The following is a 13460-nucleotide window of genomic DNA, read 5'->3' on the forward strand; positions in this document are numbered from 1 at the left end:
GCCTGGTGCCCATAGCGGCGGGGAAACACCCGATCCCATTCCGAACTCGGAAGTTAAGCCCGCCAGCGCCGATGATACTGCCCTGGAGACGGGGTGGGAAAGTAGGGCGGTGCCAGGCTTTTTTTATTTTTAAAGTCTTTTTTACTGTTTTCTTTTTAAGTTTCAGGTGTTGAAGCTTCTCAAATATTTTTTCCTTTTTCCGAGAATATGTTGTAAGGACTAAAATTCTGGCCGTGGATTTTTGATACAATTTAAAATGCTAAAAATCCTGAAAGGAAAGGGAAATGCGTTATTTTAACTATCTGAGGCTTCCAGTTGCATCAACTTCTTATGTTATTGTTTTTATTCTGCTGATTCTTGTTTTTGCTCTGTTTCTCTTCACAGTTGCTGTAGTTAAGAAGTTTTTTGAGAAGAGACGTTATAGGGCTTCTTTTTTTAAAGAGGCTATGGATAAAGGGCTTTCGGAGAAAGAAGCGGAAATTCTCTGGGAATATTCTGTAAAAGAGGGGAGAGATCCCTTTTTAACCCTTGAGTTTAAAGTTGCATTCGAGAAGGTGGTTGATTTTTATCTTCACACTGCACCTGATGCTGATGAAGAGATTGTAAGATCTATGAGAGAAAAGCTTGGGTTTGATGCTGTTCCTTTCTTTGTTCCACTTGTTTCAACGAAAGATATAGAGCTTTTTCAACCGGCGCGTGTGGAACTTGCGGATGGTTATTCTGCGGATGTGGCACTTTTTGATAAAGACGAGAGGTATATGTATTGGGCATTTACAGACCCTTTTCCTATGAATAGGATAAAGACTGGTGATGAAGTAACTTTCGTTTTTATAAGAAAGGCCGATGCTATATATAAGTTTGTTGTTCCCGTGGAAGAAGTTTATAAGGAAGGGGACAGAATTATCATAAAGGTTCCCCATACCTTCTCCCTGCAAAGGTATCAGAGGAGGAACTTTGCGAGAGTTGAGGTTGATATTTTGTGTAAATTTGGCGTATCAACAGACGGTGGTTGGGAATGGTATGAAGGTAGATTAAAAGATATAAGTGGCGGCGGAGCAAGGATTTGTTTCCCCTACGGCAAAAAGAAGCCATCTGTTTCGATTCTCTCTGAGGTTAAGCTTGAATTTTTCCTTGAAGGGAAGCATTTTTCTTTAAAGGGGAGTGTTGTTAATGAGGATTTAAGGGAAAAGGTTTTGTGTCTTGGCGTTCAATTTGTAGATATAAAAGACACAGAACAGCAAGCTATTTTAAGGTTTGTTAAGAAAGAACAGAAAAAATTGGCGGAACTCTTTGTTAGAAAAAGATAATGAAGGTACTTTCTCTATTTATTAAACAGCGTGATTTGGTTATAAAAAAGAAGGAATATAAGCTTAGACAGGTTTTTGACCGTATAGATGCACTTTTAAAAGAAGTTGAATCGTTAAATAGGATTTACGATAGGTTAAAGTTTGACATGCAGAGAGGCAGAACGGCCGCTGAAATTTTTGAAAAGAACATTTATTGCCACTATGTTCTTGAAGAAATAAAGAAAAAAGAGGAAGAGAGGTCTTCTTTACTTAAGGAGGCAGAAAATTTAAAGAGAGAACTCGCTGTTCTGCACGGTGAGAAAAAGGCGGTTGAAAAGTTTATAATGAAACTGGAAAGAGAAAGAAGGAAAGAAGAGCTGATTCAGGAAGGGAGACTTGCCGATGAGATATTTAGCAGGCGTTTTAGTGATTCTGCTTTTAATGATTAATCCTGCCTTTTCTCAGGAGGCGGAAAAGGTTGAACTTCAAAAGGAGATTAAACGTTTAACTGCTCTTAGAGAAGAGGTGCAAAAACTTATTCAAAAGAATGAGTCTATATTGAAGAAAATAGAAGAAGAAAGAAAAAAGTTAGCGGAAGAGAAGAAAGCTTTTGAAGAAGAACTTAAGTCCATTCAGAATGAGCGTTACAAAAGGTTAGCAAAGATTTTTTCCAAGATGGATCCAGAACTTGCTGGACAGAAAATTTCTGCCATGGATAATATGACGGAGGCAGCTTATATATTTTTGAACATGAAGGAGAGATACGCAGGTCAGATTTTGAATTATGTTAGACCTGATAAGGTGAACGAAATTGTCAGGATAATGGCAGAGGTGAAAAAGTAAAAAGGTGGTTAATCTTTTTAAATAAACACCTACCGTGTATAATTAAGTCTGTTATTTTTCTCTGGAGAAGATTCATGTTTAAGTTTTCTGTAAAGCATGTTCATTTTATAGGTATAGGCGGGATTGGTATTTCTGGCCTTGCATATCTCTTCAAAAAAGAAGGTTATTATGTAACCGGTTCAGATATAAGAGAGAGTGAAACAACAAAGTTCCTTGAAAGGGAAGGAATAAAGGTTTTCATTGGTCATAAAAAGGAGAACGTTGAAGGGGCGGATGTTGTTATTCATACTTCTGCTGTGAAGCGCTCAAATCCTGAGATAGTAGCAGCTCTTGAGAGAGGAATTCCAGTTATTCCGAGGTGTGACGCCCTTTCGGAACTTATGAGATTCAGAGAGGGAATAGCTGTTGCCGGGACTCACGGGAAAACAACAACAAGCTCTATGATTTCTAAAATTTTCTATGATGCTGGTGTTGAGCCTACGATTTTGGTTGGTGGGAAGCTTGATTTTTTAGGTTTCACCAATGCGTATTATGGGAAAAGCAGGGTGATGATTGCTGAAACGGATGAAAGTGATGGAACTTTTTTAAAAGTACTTCCGTCAGTCAGTGTTGTAACAAACATAGATGCGGATCATCTTGATTTTTATAAGAACATTGAAACCATAAAGCATTCCTTTGCAGAATTTGCAAATAGAGTCTCCTTTTACGGGAAAGTTTTTTTATGTGGTGAGTGTGAAAATGTTAGAGAGATTTTGCCCTTTATCTATAAAAGGAAAATCGTTTACGGTTTTTCTAAAGAATTTGACCTCTGTGCTTGCAACGTGAAACAGGAAGGGCTTTCGGTAGAGTTCGAAGTTCTGTTTAAAGGTAGATTGGAAGGAAAAATTCACCTTCCTATTCCGGGTAAGCACAATGTTCTGAATGCTCTTGCAGCTGTGGGTGTTTCTCTTGAGGCGGGGATTTCTTTTAACGAGATAGCAGAAAGCCTTTCCACCTTTAAGAACGCGAAGAGGAGAGCCGAGATTAAAGGCGAGGAGGCTGGTGTTGTTGTGATTGATGATTATGGTCACCATCCGACAGAGATAGAAAATACGTATAAAGGTATAAAGGATGCCTACCCTGATAGGAATATTCTGGTTCTCTTTCAGCCTCATCGTTACACAAGGACAAAACTTTTGTGGAATGAGTTTGCTGATGTTTTAAGCAGGATAGATAACCTCTTTCTCGTTGACATATATCCTGCCGGTGAAATGCCCATAGAATCAGTTTCGGCGGAAAAGCTTGCACGCCTTTGTGGTGGGACGTATGTAGGAAGTGTGGACGAAGCGGTTTTTCATATCCTTCCACTTTTAAAGTCTAATACGGTTCTATTAACCCTTGGTGCCGGTGATGTCTATCTTGCCGGGGAAAAAATTTTAAAGCACCTCAAGGAGAAGAAGATTTTAGAAGGCTCTTCCCGCTAAACGTTCTTTCGTAAAGTTCAACAAAGGCAACGATGGACAGGGGTACTGTCACAATCAGTCCAATTAAAAAGAACAGGGCACCTATAACATTTAAAAGGATGATAAGGTTGACGAATATAAAATACCTAAACCAGTGCTTGTGGACAGTTTTTCTGCTTGTTTCAAGAGCTTCCCATGGTGAAAGTCGCCTGTCGATGAGAAGGTATTGCGCAAAGATGTAACCTACAGAAAGGTATATTCCGGGTATTATTAAAAGTGTAAAGGCAATCGCTAAGATAATAATTTTAAGGACACTCATTATTACAAAGTTTGCTCCTAAGTTCATATCTTCGAACATAATAAAAAGGTCCATTACTTCGGCGGTTCCTTCTTTTACCAGCTTTATCATTGTATAGATTAAGCCGCCGCTGAGCAAATCGACAAATAGAAATCCTATAACGTCACCTGCAAGATAAAGGTGGAGCTTTGCCAGGATTGCGGTTAGCATCTGGAGTGCAAAGACAATTAAAAAGTAGATACTTAGAATTTTTATTATAATACCAAACTTTTTCTTTGTTACCTGCCATGACATTTTTATTATTTCAATAGCATTAACGTTTTCCATCTTTATTTTCTCCGAGCTGGTTGTTTTTAATAATAATACCAAATTGTTGGAAGCTGTTTAGAAGTATTGAAGGAAAATTACGCGGAAAGTTGGGCGCACTTACAAAATTAGTATTTACTAATAAAACAATCTTCAGAAAACTTTATGTCGTTTGTTTTGTCTCATTGATTTTAATAATGTTTATTTTTGTCATATTTATTAAAACCGGAAGAACAGTCCTTGAAGAATTTTGCAGTTTAATGAGAAAGATGGGTTATGAAAGACGAAAGAGTGAGCCTCTTAAAGTGTCTGTCAGCAGGATATTAGAGAGATGTGAAAAGAAGAATGTCCGGAAATTTATAGAAATGCATGAAGAAAATTTTTATTAAAACAAGTCTATTTGCTGTATGACGCTGGAAAAGTCAGTAACACTACCCGGAGATTTAAAGGAAAATCATTTACAATAAGAAATTTATTTAATAAAACTTGCATTAATAGATAAGCAATAGTAAAATTAAAATGAGAGGAGGTAGTTATGGAAAATCTTTTAAAAAATATGGACTTTGATTTCTGGGCTTCGGGAAAACATAAAATTTCTGCAGAAAAATTCTTTGAGTTACGGAAGAAAGACAAAGCAATTCTTCTTGATGTAAGGGATAGAAGAGAGACTGAACTGCTTTCCTTCTCTTTTGGTCTTAATATTCCTGTTCACGAGATCCCCGATAGAGTTAATGAAATTCCAGGAGATAAGATGGTGTGTCTTTTTCTGTGCTGGAAAAATAAAAGCTTCCATAGTTTACTTTTATCTTTTAAATAAAGGTTTTGATAATGTGAAAATCCTGGCGGCTACTATAGAGCAGTTCGCCGGCTTTATAAAGCCGGGTTTCATAAAAAAACTGTTTTAAAGGAGAGGAGGAGTGAGAGAGTTTGCTGAAGCCATGAAGATTTTAGGAGAACCGAACAGGCTGCGGATAGTGAAGATGCTACAGGAAAGATCTGCCTATGTTTGTGAAATAGCCCAGGTCTTGGGTATTTCGATGGCTACTGTTTCGACTCATCTTTCTGTCCTTAAAAGGTTTCATCTTGTTGAAGATAAGAGAGAAGGGGTAAAAATTCTTTACTCTTTATCTTCGCCACCCAATAAAGATGTAGAGAAACTCCTTGAGTTTTTAAAGGATATAGGTGAAGATTGGGAAATAACAAAAAGAGACAGAAAACACCTGAATTCTATACATGATGTTGATGAAATTTGTTCTAAGCAAACGAATACAGGAATCTAATCTCTTCCGGCCATAGCGCCGGGTCTATCGTTTCAAGTATTAATGGAATATTATTGAACCTATTGTCTCTCATTATAAACCTGAACGGTTCAATTCCTAAGTTTCCTTTTCCAATAGAGTGGTGCCTGTCGACTCTGCTGCCAAACTGTGATTTGGCATCATTCAGGTGCATACCTTTAAGGAAGTGAAATCCAACGATAGAATCGAACTTTTTCATCGTTTCATTAAAGGTATCTTCTGTTCTTAAGTCGTAGCCTGCCGCAAACAGATGGCAGGTATCAAGACAGACGCCGATTCTTGTTTTGTCTTCGACAAGATCAATTATTTCTGCAAGATGTTCAAATCTGTATCCAACATTGCTTCCCTGTCCGGCGGTGTTTTCAAGTACCAGCGTTACGTTCTGTGTTGCTTCAAGTGTCCGGTTTATGGAATTGGCTATTAATCTTATACATTCCGTTTCTGAAATCTGACGGAGATGGCTTCCAGGGTGGAAGTTGAGATACTTTAATCCTAAAATTTCGCATCTTTTGACTTCGTCTATGAATGCATTAATAGATTTTTCCCGTTTCTCTTTTACAGGGTGGCCTAAGTTTATAAGATAACTGTCGTGAGGAAGAACGTGATCTGTTTTTATGCCCGATTTAGCAAGGTTTTCTCTGAAACGTTCAACCTCTTCTTCAGATATCGGTTTTGCTCTCCACTGCCGCTGATTTTTTGTAAACAGAGCGAACGCCTTTGCTCCTATTTTCATGGCGTTTAATGGTGCGTTTGAAACGCCTCCGGCAGTACTGACGTGGGCACCTACAAACTTCATGCTTACTCCTTTTTAGCCGGACAGATGTGTCTAAAGTCACACCACCTACAGTTTGTTGATGATGGTGATGGTGTCAGATCTGCAAAACTCTTTCCGAAAAACTCCTCCTCAACCATCTCTATGATGGGTACCAATCTAAGCTTAAAATGGAGAATGTCAGTATCTGTAAAAATTACTCTTTTGACAAATCCGTAACGAACGTTGTGAACTTCGAGGGCAAGCTTTTTAAATTCGGGATATTTTGCCTTTGCTAAAAGTGCGTACCAGCGTAGCTGTGTTTTCATTCTTTTTGAGAATTCTCTGCTTCTGTTTGTTTTATGGTCAACAATGTAGAGGGTATCGTCCTGAGCAAATACAAAGTCAAGTTTTCCCCTTATGAAAGCCTCTTGTCCGTTAAAACCGGCCGGTACAAATTCCCTGTTTATACAAAGTTCTACTTCTGAATGGAAGAAGTGAATTTTCCCCAGCCTCCTTAGTTGTCCATTCACGTAGTTTAAGATTTTAGGCATGAACGGTTTTACCCTTTCATACTCTATTGAAGGCTCTTTCTGCTTGAACTGTTCGAAGAAGTACTTTAACACGTTGTAGTTGAGAGGTTTTCGCCTTTTGAAAACGGTATTTATGGCATTTTCAAGTATATAGTGAACGCCACTTCCAAGAATGAAAAAATCTGCCCGTTCTGCCGGTTCCTGTTTTTCCACATAGGTCCAATAGAAATCGTAGGCGCACCTTTTCGCTTTTTGAATTTTTGAGAAAGACCACGGTCGTAGATGTTTTATATCTATATATATATTCTCATTAATTTTGGCTCTCATGACGTTATTCTACCATTTAAATAGATTCAAGTTCTGTTGTAAAACCTGGTTTGAAAAGGGTTATATTTAAATTTAGAGGAAGTGCTTTGGAAAAAACTTCATTTCAGGGGGAATGGGATGGTTCGTTATCCGGCGGTTGCAGGGCAGTTTTATCCAGCGTCACCTGAGGATTTAAAAATGATGCTTGATTCTATGTGTGAGCCTGCACCAAAAATTAAGGCAAAAGCAGTAATTGTTCCGCATGCAGGATACATCTATTCCGGTCGGGTTGCCGGTGCAACTTATAGTAGGGTGGAGATTCCCGATTTGAATGTTCTGCTTGGGCCAAATCACACAGGATTTGGCAGGAGGGTGTCTGTTTTCCCGGACGGTATCTGGGTTACGCCGTTTGGTGAGGTTCCCGTAAACAGCGAAGTATCGAAAAAGCTTGTGAAATATCCACCTTACGAACCTGATGTTAATGCTCACATATACGAACATTCGCTTGAAGTTCAGCTTCCATTTCTTCAGTACTGTTCCGGGTTTAGAGAAACGCTTTCCATTGTACCTATTGTTTTTAGCTTCATAAACTATGATGTGTGTGAGCAGGCTGGAAAGATTTTGGCTGAGTCTCTTTCCGATAAAGATGGTTTAATAGTTATAAGCTCTGATTTTTCCCACTACGTTACTCAGGAGAAGGCGAAAGAGATGGATAAACTTGCCATAGATGCTATTTTAGACCTCAACCCTTACGAACTCTACACCAGGGTTGTTACTTATGACATATCCATGTGTGGTGTTGTTCCGGCAACAGTAGGTCTTATCGCGGCAAAGCTACTTGGTGCTACGGCGGCAGAACTTGTAATGTACAGAACATCCGGTGATGTTACAGGAAATTATAGAGAGGTTGTCAGCTATGGTGGATTAATCATATATTAATGGTATAATCAATTCTCATAATCCAATTGAGAAGGAGAGAACATTGGAAACGAAGGTTGACTATCAGGAGGTAGCTGAACTTTTAAAAGCACTTTCTCATCCTAAAAGACTTCAGATTGTAGAGTATCTGGCAGGTGGCGAGAAGTGTGTTAAGGAAATATGGGAGGAGCTTGGTATCCCTCAGCCCACAGCTTCTCAGCATATTAATGTTTTAAAAAATGCAGGCGTTATCTGCTATAAAAAAGAGGGTGTTAGAACGTGCTACAGAATTAAAGATGATAGAGTAATACAAATCTTACGAATACTTAAAGAGGAGGAGTAGTTAGATGGCAAGAGAGATCCAGACAATTGAAGAGTTTGAAAGGGAAGTTTTGGCTTCTGATGTACCGGTTCTCGTAGATTTTTGGGCACCGTGGTGCGGACCTTGCAGGATGCTGGCACCTACAATAGAGGAGCTTGCAAATCAGTACGAAGGAAAGATTAAAGTTTTTAAGGTTAATACGGATGACCTTCCGATGCTTGCTATGCAGTACGGCATAAGAGGTATTCCTACGGTTATGCTTTTTGTTAATGGTGAGCCCGCCGATGTTAAGGTGGGTCTTCAACCTAAGGCTGTTTTTGAGCAAACGATAGAAAGATTTATCGGGGAAGAGTAATGTTTGATACACTCTGGGATGTTGTGATAGTCGGAGCCGGTCCTGCGGGGCTGGCCTCTGCCATATATACGGGTAGAAGTAACCTTAAGACGCTCGTTCTTGACGCCATGTTTCCCGGCGGGCAGCTTCTTGTTACCGAGATGATAGAGAACTACCCCGGTTTTCCTGAGCCAATGGCCGGTTTTGAGCTTTCCGATAGGATGAAAAAGCAGGCTGAAAATTTTGGAGCCGTTATAAAGAGCGGTTATTCCGTCAATAAAGTTGATATTGATGGTGACATTTTTATTTTAAAGCTTGAATCTGGTGGTGAAGTTAAGGCCAGGACTGTTATATGGGCTGCAGGTTCTACGCCAAGAAAACTCGGTGTTCCCGGTGAAGCAGAATTTTTGGGAAGGGGTGTTTCATACTGTGCTGTATGTGATGGTGCTCTTTTTAAAGGAAGAGATGTTGCTGTTGTTGGTGGTGGAGATTCTGCACTTGAGGAGGCCCTCTTTCTAACGAAATTTGCAAACAAGGTTTACCTCATTCACAGGAGAGATAAGTTCCGTGCTGTTCCGATTGTTCAAGAAAGGGTAAAGGCAAATGAAAAGATAAAACCCGTTTTAAACAAAGTTGTGGAATCTATTAACGGTGATCAATTTGTTGAGTCTCTTACGCTTAAAGATACGGTTACAGGGGAAAAAAGCGAGCAGAAAGTTGATGGTATATTCATTTTCATAGGTAGTGAACCAAATACAGCGCCTATAGCTCATCTTGTTGAGCTTGACGATAGAGGTTACATTCTTACCGATGATGAGATGAAAACGGCAACGCCAGGCCTCTTTGCTGCCGGTGATACACGTAAAAAGCCGCTCAAGCAGGTGATTACTGCCGCAGCCGATGGGGCTGTTGCGGCAATGTCAGCATCAAGATACTTAGAGGAGAGGAAATGAAAAAGAAAATAGCTGTCGGTCTTCTTCTTGCGGCTGCCCTTATCGGCGGTTGTGGTCAGAATAAGACTGTTTCTAAAGAAAATTCTGCTGTTCAGAAAGAGTCGCGAGAGCCTGAGAAACCAAAGTGTGCTGTTGGCTATAACTTTGAGCTTCAAACGGTAAGCGGTAAGAAGATAAGACTTTCGGATTTTAAAGGAAAGGTTGTTGTTCTTCAGTTTTTTGGGACATTTTGCCCAACCTGCAGAAGGGAGATTCCTGTCCTTAACAGGCTTTATGAAGAGTATGGCGGAAAGGTTGTTGTAATCGGAATGGATACTGATTACGAAGGAAATCCTCCGCCAGCTCTAAAAGCGTTTGTTAAGGAGGAAGGGATTAAGTATCCCGTGGTTGTTGTTGACCAGAAAACCTGGATGAATTATCCGGGCTACTTTACCGGAAGTGATATAATTCCCCAGACATTTTTCATAGATAAAAACGGAGATGTTTGCTACTATGGTGTTGGTTTTGCCCCCGGTGATGAGGTAAAATACAAAGCTGCCATAGATAAACTACTCCACGAATGATAACGGTAAAGAAAGCACAACTTTACAAAACGGTTTTTAAACCGGAAGACCTGCCAGATACACCTTACAATGAGGTTGCCTTTGTCGGACGTTCCAACGTAGGCAAGTCTTCCCTTCTTAATACGATTGTCAAGAATTACCGCCTTGCAAAGGTGAGTTCTTCCCCCGGTAAGACGCGTTCCGTTAATTTTTACTTTGTTAATGATAGGTTTTTTGTCGTTGACCTTCCCGGTTACGGTTTTGCCAGGCTTTCGAAAGCTGAACAGCGGCGCTGGAAGGAGCTTATAGAATCTTACCTTACAGGAAGGGATAAATTAAAAGGAGTTTTTCTGCTTGTTGATTCAAAGGTTGGTCCTACTGACAAGGATATTATGATGAAGGAGTGGCTTGAGTATTACGGAATTCCTTTCTGTGTTGTTGCAACGAAAGTGGATAGGTTAAAAAAGCAGTCTGAAAGGGCTACACTAAAGAGGAGAATCAGACAGAAGTTGGGGATAGATGACAGCGTCAATGTAATTCCCTTTTCTGCCAGAACCCGGGAAGGAAGGGTTGAGATTTTGAAGCAGATAGAACAATTTCTGGAGCAGTAATGCTTTCGGAACTCTCAATTAGAAATTTTGCGACGATAAAAGAGGCGGAGCTTATCTTTGATAATGGATTGAACGTTATCGTTGGCGAAACGGGGGCTGGAAAATCCCTCCTCCTTGGTGCAGTAGGTTTTCTTAGAGGGGATAGGGTAAAACTTCCCATTTCTAACGGGACGGTTGTCGAGGCGGTGTTTGAGAGAGATGGAGAGGAGATAATTGTCCGTCGTGAAATTGTCAACGGTAGGACCCGGTTTTTCCTTAACGGTAGGCGCGTTCCTCAGCAATTAGTAAAAGAAAACATAGCCCCTCTCATAACCATTCAATCTCAGCATGAGTCTATAACCCTCTTGAAACCTTCACGTCAACTAAAGATTGTGGATCAGTTTGCAGGTAACAGTGATTTGCTTGAAGAGTACAGGGCAGCTTATACCCTTTTTTTAAAGGCTAAAGGGAGGTTAGAAATTCTTAAAGAGAGTATGGCAGAGAAGAAGAGAAAGATTGATGTTCTTAAATTTCAGATAAATGAGCTTGAGAGTGTTGAGTGGGGAGAGGAGATAGAAAACGAGCTTTCAAGGCTTGTGGATATCCTTTCAAAGGCAGAAAAAATAAAAGAGGTAATGGCCCTCTCCCGTGCTGAACTGTATGAAGGAGAAGATTCTGCCCACAGTAAAATAGGGAGGGTTTTGAGGGAGATAGAAGAGCTTGATGTGGAAGATTTAATTGAGGAGCTTTCGGATATCCATTATAGAATAGAGGGTTTTGTCTTTGAACTTGAAAAGAGGCTTTCTATTCCGGAGACGGAGAGCTCCCTTGAGGAAATAGAAGATAGACTTTACGAGATGAGAAAACTTAAAGAAAAGTACGGTCCTTCGTGGGGCGATGTTAGAGTATTTTATGAGAGAGCGAAGGCGGAGCTTGAGGAGCTTGAGAACATTGATTTTAAGATAGAATCTGCAGAAAAATCTTATCTTGAAGCCAAGGAGAAGGTTGAAAGACTTGCAGAAGAGCTGTCAAAATCACGAAGGAAGGCGGCAGGACGCCTTGAGAGACGGATAAAAGAACACCTGAAAGAGCTTGAGCTTAAGAATGCGAGGTTCAAAATAGAATTTGAAGCCGTTCCCCTTTCATCTACTGGGAAAGATAGAGTTTCATTCCTATTTACAGGTAATCCAGCTATGCCGCTTCAACCTGTTGATGTTTCGATTTCCGGCGGCGAACTTTCAAGGTTACTCCTATCTATCCTTGCTGAAGGTGGAAAGGCTTCCGATGTTCTTGTTTTTGATGAGATAGATGCCGGTATGTCGGGGAAGGTTCTTTCTCGCGTAGCGGAAAAACTGCTTAAAATTTCAAGGAATGTTCAGATTATAGCTGTATCTCATTCGCCTGCAGTTGTTGCTATGGCCGATACTGTTTTCAAAGTGGAGAAGTCTCCAAAGGGTGAGATAGCAGTGTTTCCTCTTGAGAAAGGAGATGTGGAAAGGGAAATAGCCAGGATGATAGCAGGAGAAATGACGGAAGGTTCGCTTCAAGCTGCCCGGGAGCTTATGGATAGGAAAGGTGAACTTGGATAGGAAAGTAAAAAGTATCTTTATTTTTTCTCTTATCTCTATTTACATTTTTTCCGTCATTCCTGTTCAGGCACTTCCACCTACAAACGATAAGCTTAATCACATTGCTGCTTTTCTCTATCTTGCTCTTTTAGGCAGTTTTTGGATTGATAGAGCCAGGCTTTTTTTATTACTTTTTTCTTACGGTGTTTTTATAGAGCTTACGCAGCTTTTTGTCCCGGGCAGGTGCTGTGACTGGAAGGACGTTGTTGCTGATACAATCGGTATAGCTGCTGGATTTCTGTTGTTTTCGGCTGCATCATCTCTTCTTTGTCTGGTAGGTAAGGACAAGAAACGCTAAAAAGATAAATCCGTTAACACCTGCCATAATTATAGCCGTTTTCATGTAGGGAAGTCCGTAAGTGATGCGCTTCGTGATTAACTGATAAGCTGTATAAGTGTAAATGCCTATTCCAACAAGGAGCGCTGTTTGTAAAATCTTTCTTGCAGTTGCGCTTTTTGAAAACCATAGAAAAAAGAGGGAAAGATAGCCGGCGGAAAGCAGTGGATTTCCGGCTCTTAGAAAGTGAGCGCTTATGAGCAGGAGGCTAAACAGGGTTAATGTGCCTTCAACGGCCTTTCTCATTGTTTACCTTAAAACCTCTAAAGGATTGAGAGGATATGCTTTTCCGTTATGAATTCTGCTTATTTCAAAGTATAGACCGCTTCTTCCCCAGTCGCCGGATATTCCAGAAGTCCCTATAACCTCTCCTCTGTGAACCAGCTGTCCGGGTTTTACATCTATTCTGCCCAGAGATGCATAAATGGTCGTATATCCTTGAGGATGCTCAAGAATGATGACGTTTCCATACTTTTTCAGGAGCTTGTCATCCTTCCCCGCAAACTTAACTATACCAACCTCTGCTGCTTTAACAGGTTCTCCCGGTGGGGCTATTATGAATATTCCCTTGTATCCTTTTGCTCTTATGGTGGTGTCTATCTGCCCGTCAAGTGGCATTTTGAATTCAATTGGTCTGTTTAGGGCAAGGCGGTCTTTGTAGCCAACAAGAATTTTTAACCTCTGTCCCGGTCTTATGAGGTAAGGTTTTCTAATGTGGTTTACTCTTATTATGCTTCTAACGGAGACGCCAAATTTTTTTGCAATTTTTCCTA

The 13460-nt window shown here is 40.2% G+C and carries 19 protein-coding genes and 1 rRNA gene; 15 read left to right on the top strand and 5 right to left on the bottom strand.

What is annotated here, in order from left to right:
- Position 1: 1 nt before the first annotated feature.
- The 5 genes from rrf to murC all read left to right on the top strand — a co-directional run bounded on the left by rrf (position 2) and on the right by murC (position 3592).
- Positions 2-118, top strand: a 5S ribosomal RNA gene (gene rrf, locus MV676_RS03980).
- Positions 119-284: 166 nt separating this feature from the next.
- On the top strand, positions 285-1307 hold the full coding sequence (locus tag MV676_RS03985) for a PilZ domain-containing protein (RefSeq protein ID WP_297445455.1): 1023 nt from the start codon (positions 285-287) through the stop codon (positions 1305-1307).
- Positions 1307-1735 (top strand): flagellar FliJ family protein, encoded by a 429-nt coding sequence (locus MV676_RS03990; protein WP_297445457.1) that lies wholly within the window; start codon positions 1307-1309, stop codon positions 1733-1735. The genes MV676_RS03985 and MV676_RS03990 overlap by 1 nt, the downstream gene beginning before the upstream one ends.
- Positions 1689-2129: a hypothetical protein gene (locus tag MV676_RS03995; protein ID WP_297445459.1), complete on the top strand. Its 441-nt coding sequence runs from the start codon at positions 1689-1691 to the stop codon at positions 2127-2129. The genes MV676_RS03990 and MV676_RS03995 overlap by 47 nt, the downstream gene beginning before the upstream one ends.
- A gap of 74 nt (positions 2130-2203) precedes the next feature.
- Positions 2204-3592, top strand: a complete 1389-nt coding sequence (gene murC, locus MV676_RS04000) for a UDP-N-acetylmuramate--L-alanine ligase (protein ID WP_297445461.1) — start codon at positions 2204-2206, stop codon at positions 3590-3592.
- Here murC and MV676_RS04005 read toward each other — a convergent pair.
- On the bottom strand, positions 3555-4196 hold the full coding sequence (locus MV676_RS04005) for a hypothetical protein (RefSeq protein ID WP_297445462.1): 642 nt from the start codon (positions 4194-4196) through the stop codon (positions 3555-3557). The genes murC and MV676_RS04005 overlap by 38 nt on opposite strands.
- A gap of 514 nt (positions 4197-4710) precedes the next feature.
- On the opposite strand from MV676_RS04005, the gene MV676_RS04010 reads away from it, so the two are divergent.
- Positions 4711-4992 carry a hypothetical protein gene (locus MV676_RS04010; protein WP_297445464.1) on the top strand — a complete coding sequence of 94 codons (282 nt, stop codon included), beginning with the start codon at positions 4711-4713 and terminating at the stop codon, positions 4990-4992.
- A gap of 100 nt (positions 4993-5092) precedes the next feature.
- Positions 5093-5455, top strand: a complete 363-nt coding sequence (locus MV676_RS04015; RefSeq protein ID WP_297445465.1) for a metalloregulator ArsR/SmtB family transcription factor — start codon at positions 5093-5095, stop codon at positions 5453-5455.
- On the opposite strand, the gene nfo is transcribed toward MV676_RS04015, so the two are convergent.
- On the bottom strand, positions 5430-6269 hold the full coding sequence (gene nfo / locus MV676_RS04020; protein WP_297445466.1) for a deoxyribonuclease IV: 840 nt from the start codon (positions 6267-6269) through the stop codon (positions 5430-5432). The two genes, MV676_RS04015 and nfo, sit on opposite strands and share 26 nt — an antisense overlap.
- A gap of 2 nt (positions 6270-6271) precedes the next feature.
- A complete protein-coding gene (locus MV676_RS04025) occupies positions 6272-7084 on the bottom strand; it encodes a PD-(D/E)XK nuclease family protein (protein WP_297445467.1) in 813 nt (270 codons plus the stop codon).
- 117 nt (positions 7085-7201) lie between these two features.
- Between MV676_RS04025 and amrB the strand changes: the two genes are divergently transcribed.
- From amrB to MV676_RS04065, 8 genes are read left to right on the top strand one after another with little or no spacing between them, the layout of a single operon-like run.
- Positions 7202-8002 (top strand): AmmeMemoRadiSam system protein B, encoded by an 801-nt coding sequence (gene amrB, locus MV676_RS04030; RefSeq protein ID WP_297445468.1) that lies wholly within the window; start codon positions 7202-7204, stop codon positions 8000-8002.
- Positions 8003-8045: 43 nt separating this feature from the next.
- Positions 8046-8324: a metalloregulator ArsR/SmtB family transcription factor gene (locus MV676_RS04035; RefSeq protein WP_297445469.1), complete on the top strand. Its 279-nt coding sequence runs from the start codon at positions 8046-8048 to the stop codon at positions 8322-8324.
- 4 nt (positions 8325-8328) lie between these two features.
- Positions 8329-8658 carry a thioredoxin gene (trxA, locus tag MV676_RS04040; protein WP_022847740.1) on the top strand — a complete coding sequence of 110 codons (330 nt, stop codon included), beginning with the start codon at positions 8329-8331 and terminating at the stop codon, positions 8656-8658.
- A complete protein-coding gene (trxB, locus tag MV676_RS04045; protein ID WP_297445470.1) occupies positions 8658-9590 on the top strand; it encodes a thioredoxin-disulfide reductase in 933 nt (310 codons plus the stop codon). Before trxA ends, trxB begins: the two co-directional genes overlap by 1 nt.
- Positions 9587-10153 carry a TlpA disulfide reductase family protein gene (locus tag MV676_RS04050; RefSeq protein WP_297445471.1) on the top strand — a complete coding sequence of 189 codons (567 nt, stop codon included), beginning with the start codon at positions 9587-9589 and terminating at the stop codon, positions 10151-10153. Before trxB ends, MV676_RS04050 begins: the two co-directional genes overlap by 4 nt.
- Positions 10150-10743 carry a ribosome biogenesis GTP-binding protein YihA/YsxC gene (gene yihA / locus MV676_RS04055; RefSeq protein ID WP_022847737.1) on the top strand — a complete coding sequence of 198 codons (594 nt, stop codon included), beginning with the start codon at positions 10150-10152 and terminating at the stop codon, positions 10741-10743. The genes MV676_RS04050 and yihA overlap by 4 nt, the downstream gene beginning before the upstream one ends.
- Positions 10743-12311, top strand: a complete 1569-nt coding sequence (locus tag MV676_RS04060) for a DNA repair protein RecN (protein WP_297445474.1) — start codon at positions 10743-10745, stop codon at positions 12309-12311. Before yihA ends, MV676_RS04060 begins: the two co-directional genes overlap by 1 nt.
- Entirely contained in the window at positions 12304-12648 is a 345-nt protein-coding gene (locus MV676_RS04065; protein WP_022847735.1) for a VanZ family protein, read from the top strand. The genes MV676_RS04060 and MV676_RS04065 overlap by 8 nt, the downstream gene beginning before the upstream one ends.
- On the opposite strand, the gene MV676_RS04070 is transcribed toward MV676_RS04065, so the two are convergent.
- The gene (locus tag MV676_RS04070) at positions 12607-12933 is read right to left on the bottom strand and encodes a hypothetical protein (protein WP_297445475.1); all 327 of its coding nucleotides are present in this window, start codon (positions 12931-12933) and stop codon (positions 12607-12609) included. The genes MV676_RS04065 and MV676_RS04070 overlap by 42 nt on opposite strands.
- A 3-nt stretch (positions 12934-12936) precedes the next feature.
- Positions 12937-13460: LysM peptidoglycan-binding domain-containing M23 family metallopeptidase (locus MV676_RS04075; protein WP_297445476.1), on the bottom strand; the 524-nt coding region annotated here is incomplete at its 5' end.

Origin of the sequence: Desulfurobacterium sp. (genome assembly GCF_027028515.1) — a bacterium.
Classification (GTDB): domain Bacteria; phylum Aquificota; class Aquificia; order Desulfurobacteriales; family Desulfurobacteriaceae; genus Desulfurobacterium_A.

Excerpts from the sequence above, each read along its gene's own strand:
- MV676_RS03985 (WP_297445455.1), top strand. The coding sequence starts at position 285 with ATGCGTTATTTTAACTATCTGAGGCTTCCAGTTGCATCAACTTCTTAT.
- MV676_RS03990 (WP_297445457.1), top strand. The coding sequence starts at position 1,307 with ATGAAGGTACTTTCTCTATTTATTAAACAGCGTGATTTGGTTATAAAA.
- MV676_RS03995 (WP_297445459.1), top strand. The coding sequence starts at position 1,689 with ATGAGATATTTAGCAGGCGTTTTAGTGATTCTGCTTTTAATGATTAAT.
- murC (WP_297445461.1), top strand. The coding sequence starts at position 2,204 with ATGTTTAAGTTTTCTGTAAAGCATGTTCATTTTATAGGTATAGGCGGG.
- MV676_RS04005 (WP_297445462.1), bottom strand. The coding sequence starts at position 4,196 with ATGGAAAACGTTAATGCTATTGAAATAATAAAAATGTCATGGCAGGTA.
- MV676_RS04010 (WP_297445464.1), top strand. The coding sequence starts at position 4,711 with ATGGAAAATCTTTTAAAAAATATGGACTTTGATTTCTGGGCTTCGGGA.
- nfo (WP_297445466.1), bottom strand. The coding sequence starts at position 6,269 with ATGAAGTTTGTAGGTGCCCACGTCAGTACTGCCGGAGGCGTTTCAAAC.
- MV676_RS04025 (WP_297445467.1), bottom strand. The coding sequence starts at position 7,084 with ATGAGAGCCAAAATTAATGAGAATATATATATAGATATAAAACATCTA.
- amrB (WP_297445468.1), top strand. The coding sequence starts at position 7,202 with ATGGTTCGTTATCCGGCGGTTGCAGGGCAGTTTTATCCAGCGTCACCT.
- trxA (WP_022847740.1), top strand. The coding sequence starts at position 8,329 with ATGGCAAGAGAGATCCAGACAATTGAAGAGTTTGAAAGGGAAGTTTTG.
- trxB (WP_297445470.1), top strand. The coding sequence starts at position 8,658 with ATGTTTGATACACTCTGGGATGTTGTGATAGTCGGAGCCGGTCCTGCG.
- MV676_RS04050 (WP_297445471.1), top strand. The coding sequence starts at position 9,587 with ATGAAAAAGAAAATAGCTGTCGGTCTTCTTCTTGCGGCTGCCCTTATC.
- yihA (WP_022847737.1), top strand. The coding sequence starts at position 10,150 with ATGATAACGGTAAAGAAAGCACAACTTTACAAAACGGTTTTTAAACCG.
- MV676_RS04060 (WP_297445474.1), top strand. The coding sequence starts at position 10,743 with ATGCTTTCGGAACTCTCAATTAGAAATTTTGCGACGATAAAAGAGGCG.
- MV676_RS04070 (WP_297445475.1), bottom strand. The coding sequence starts at position 12,933 with ATGAGAAAGGCCGTTGAAGGCACATTAACCCTGTTTAGCCTCCTGCTC.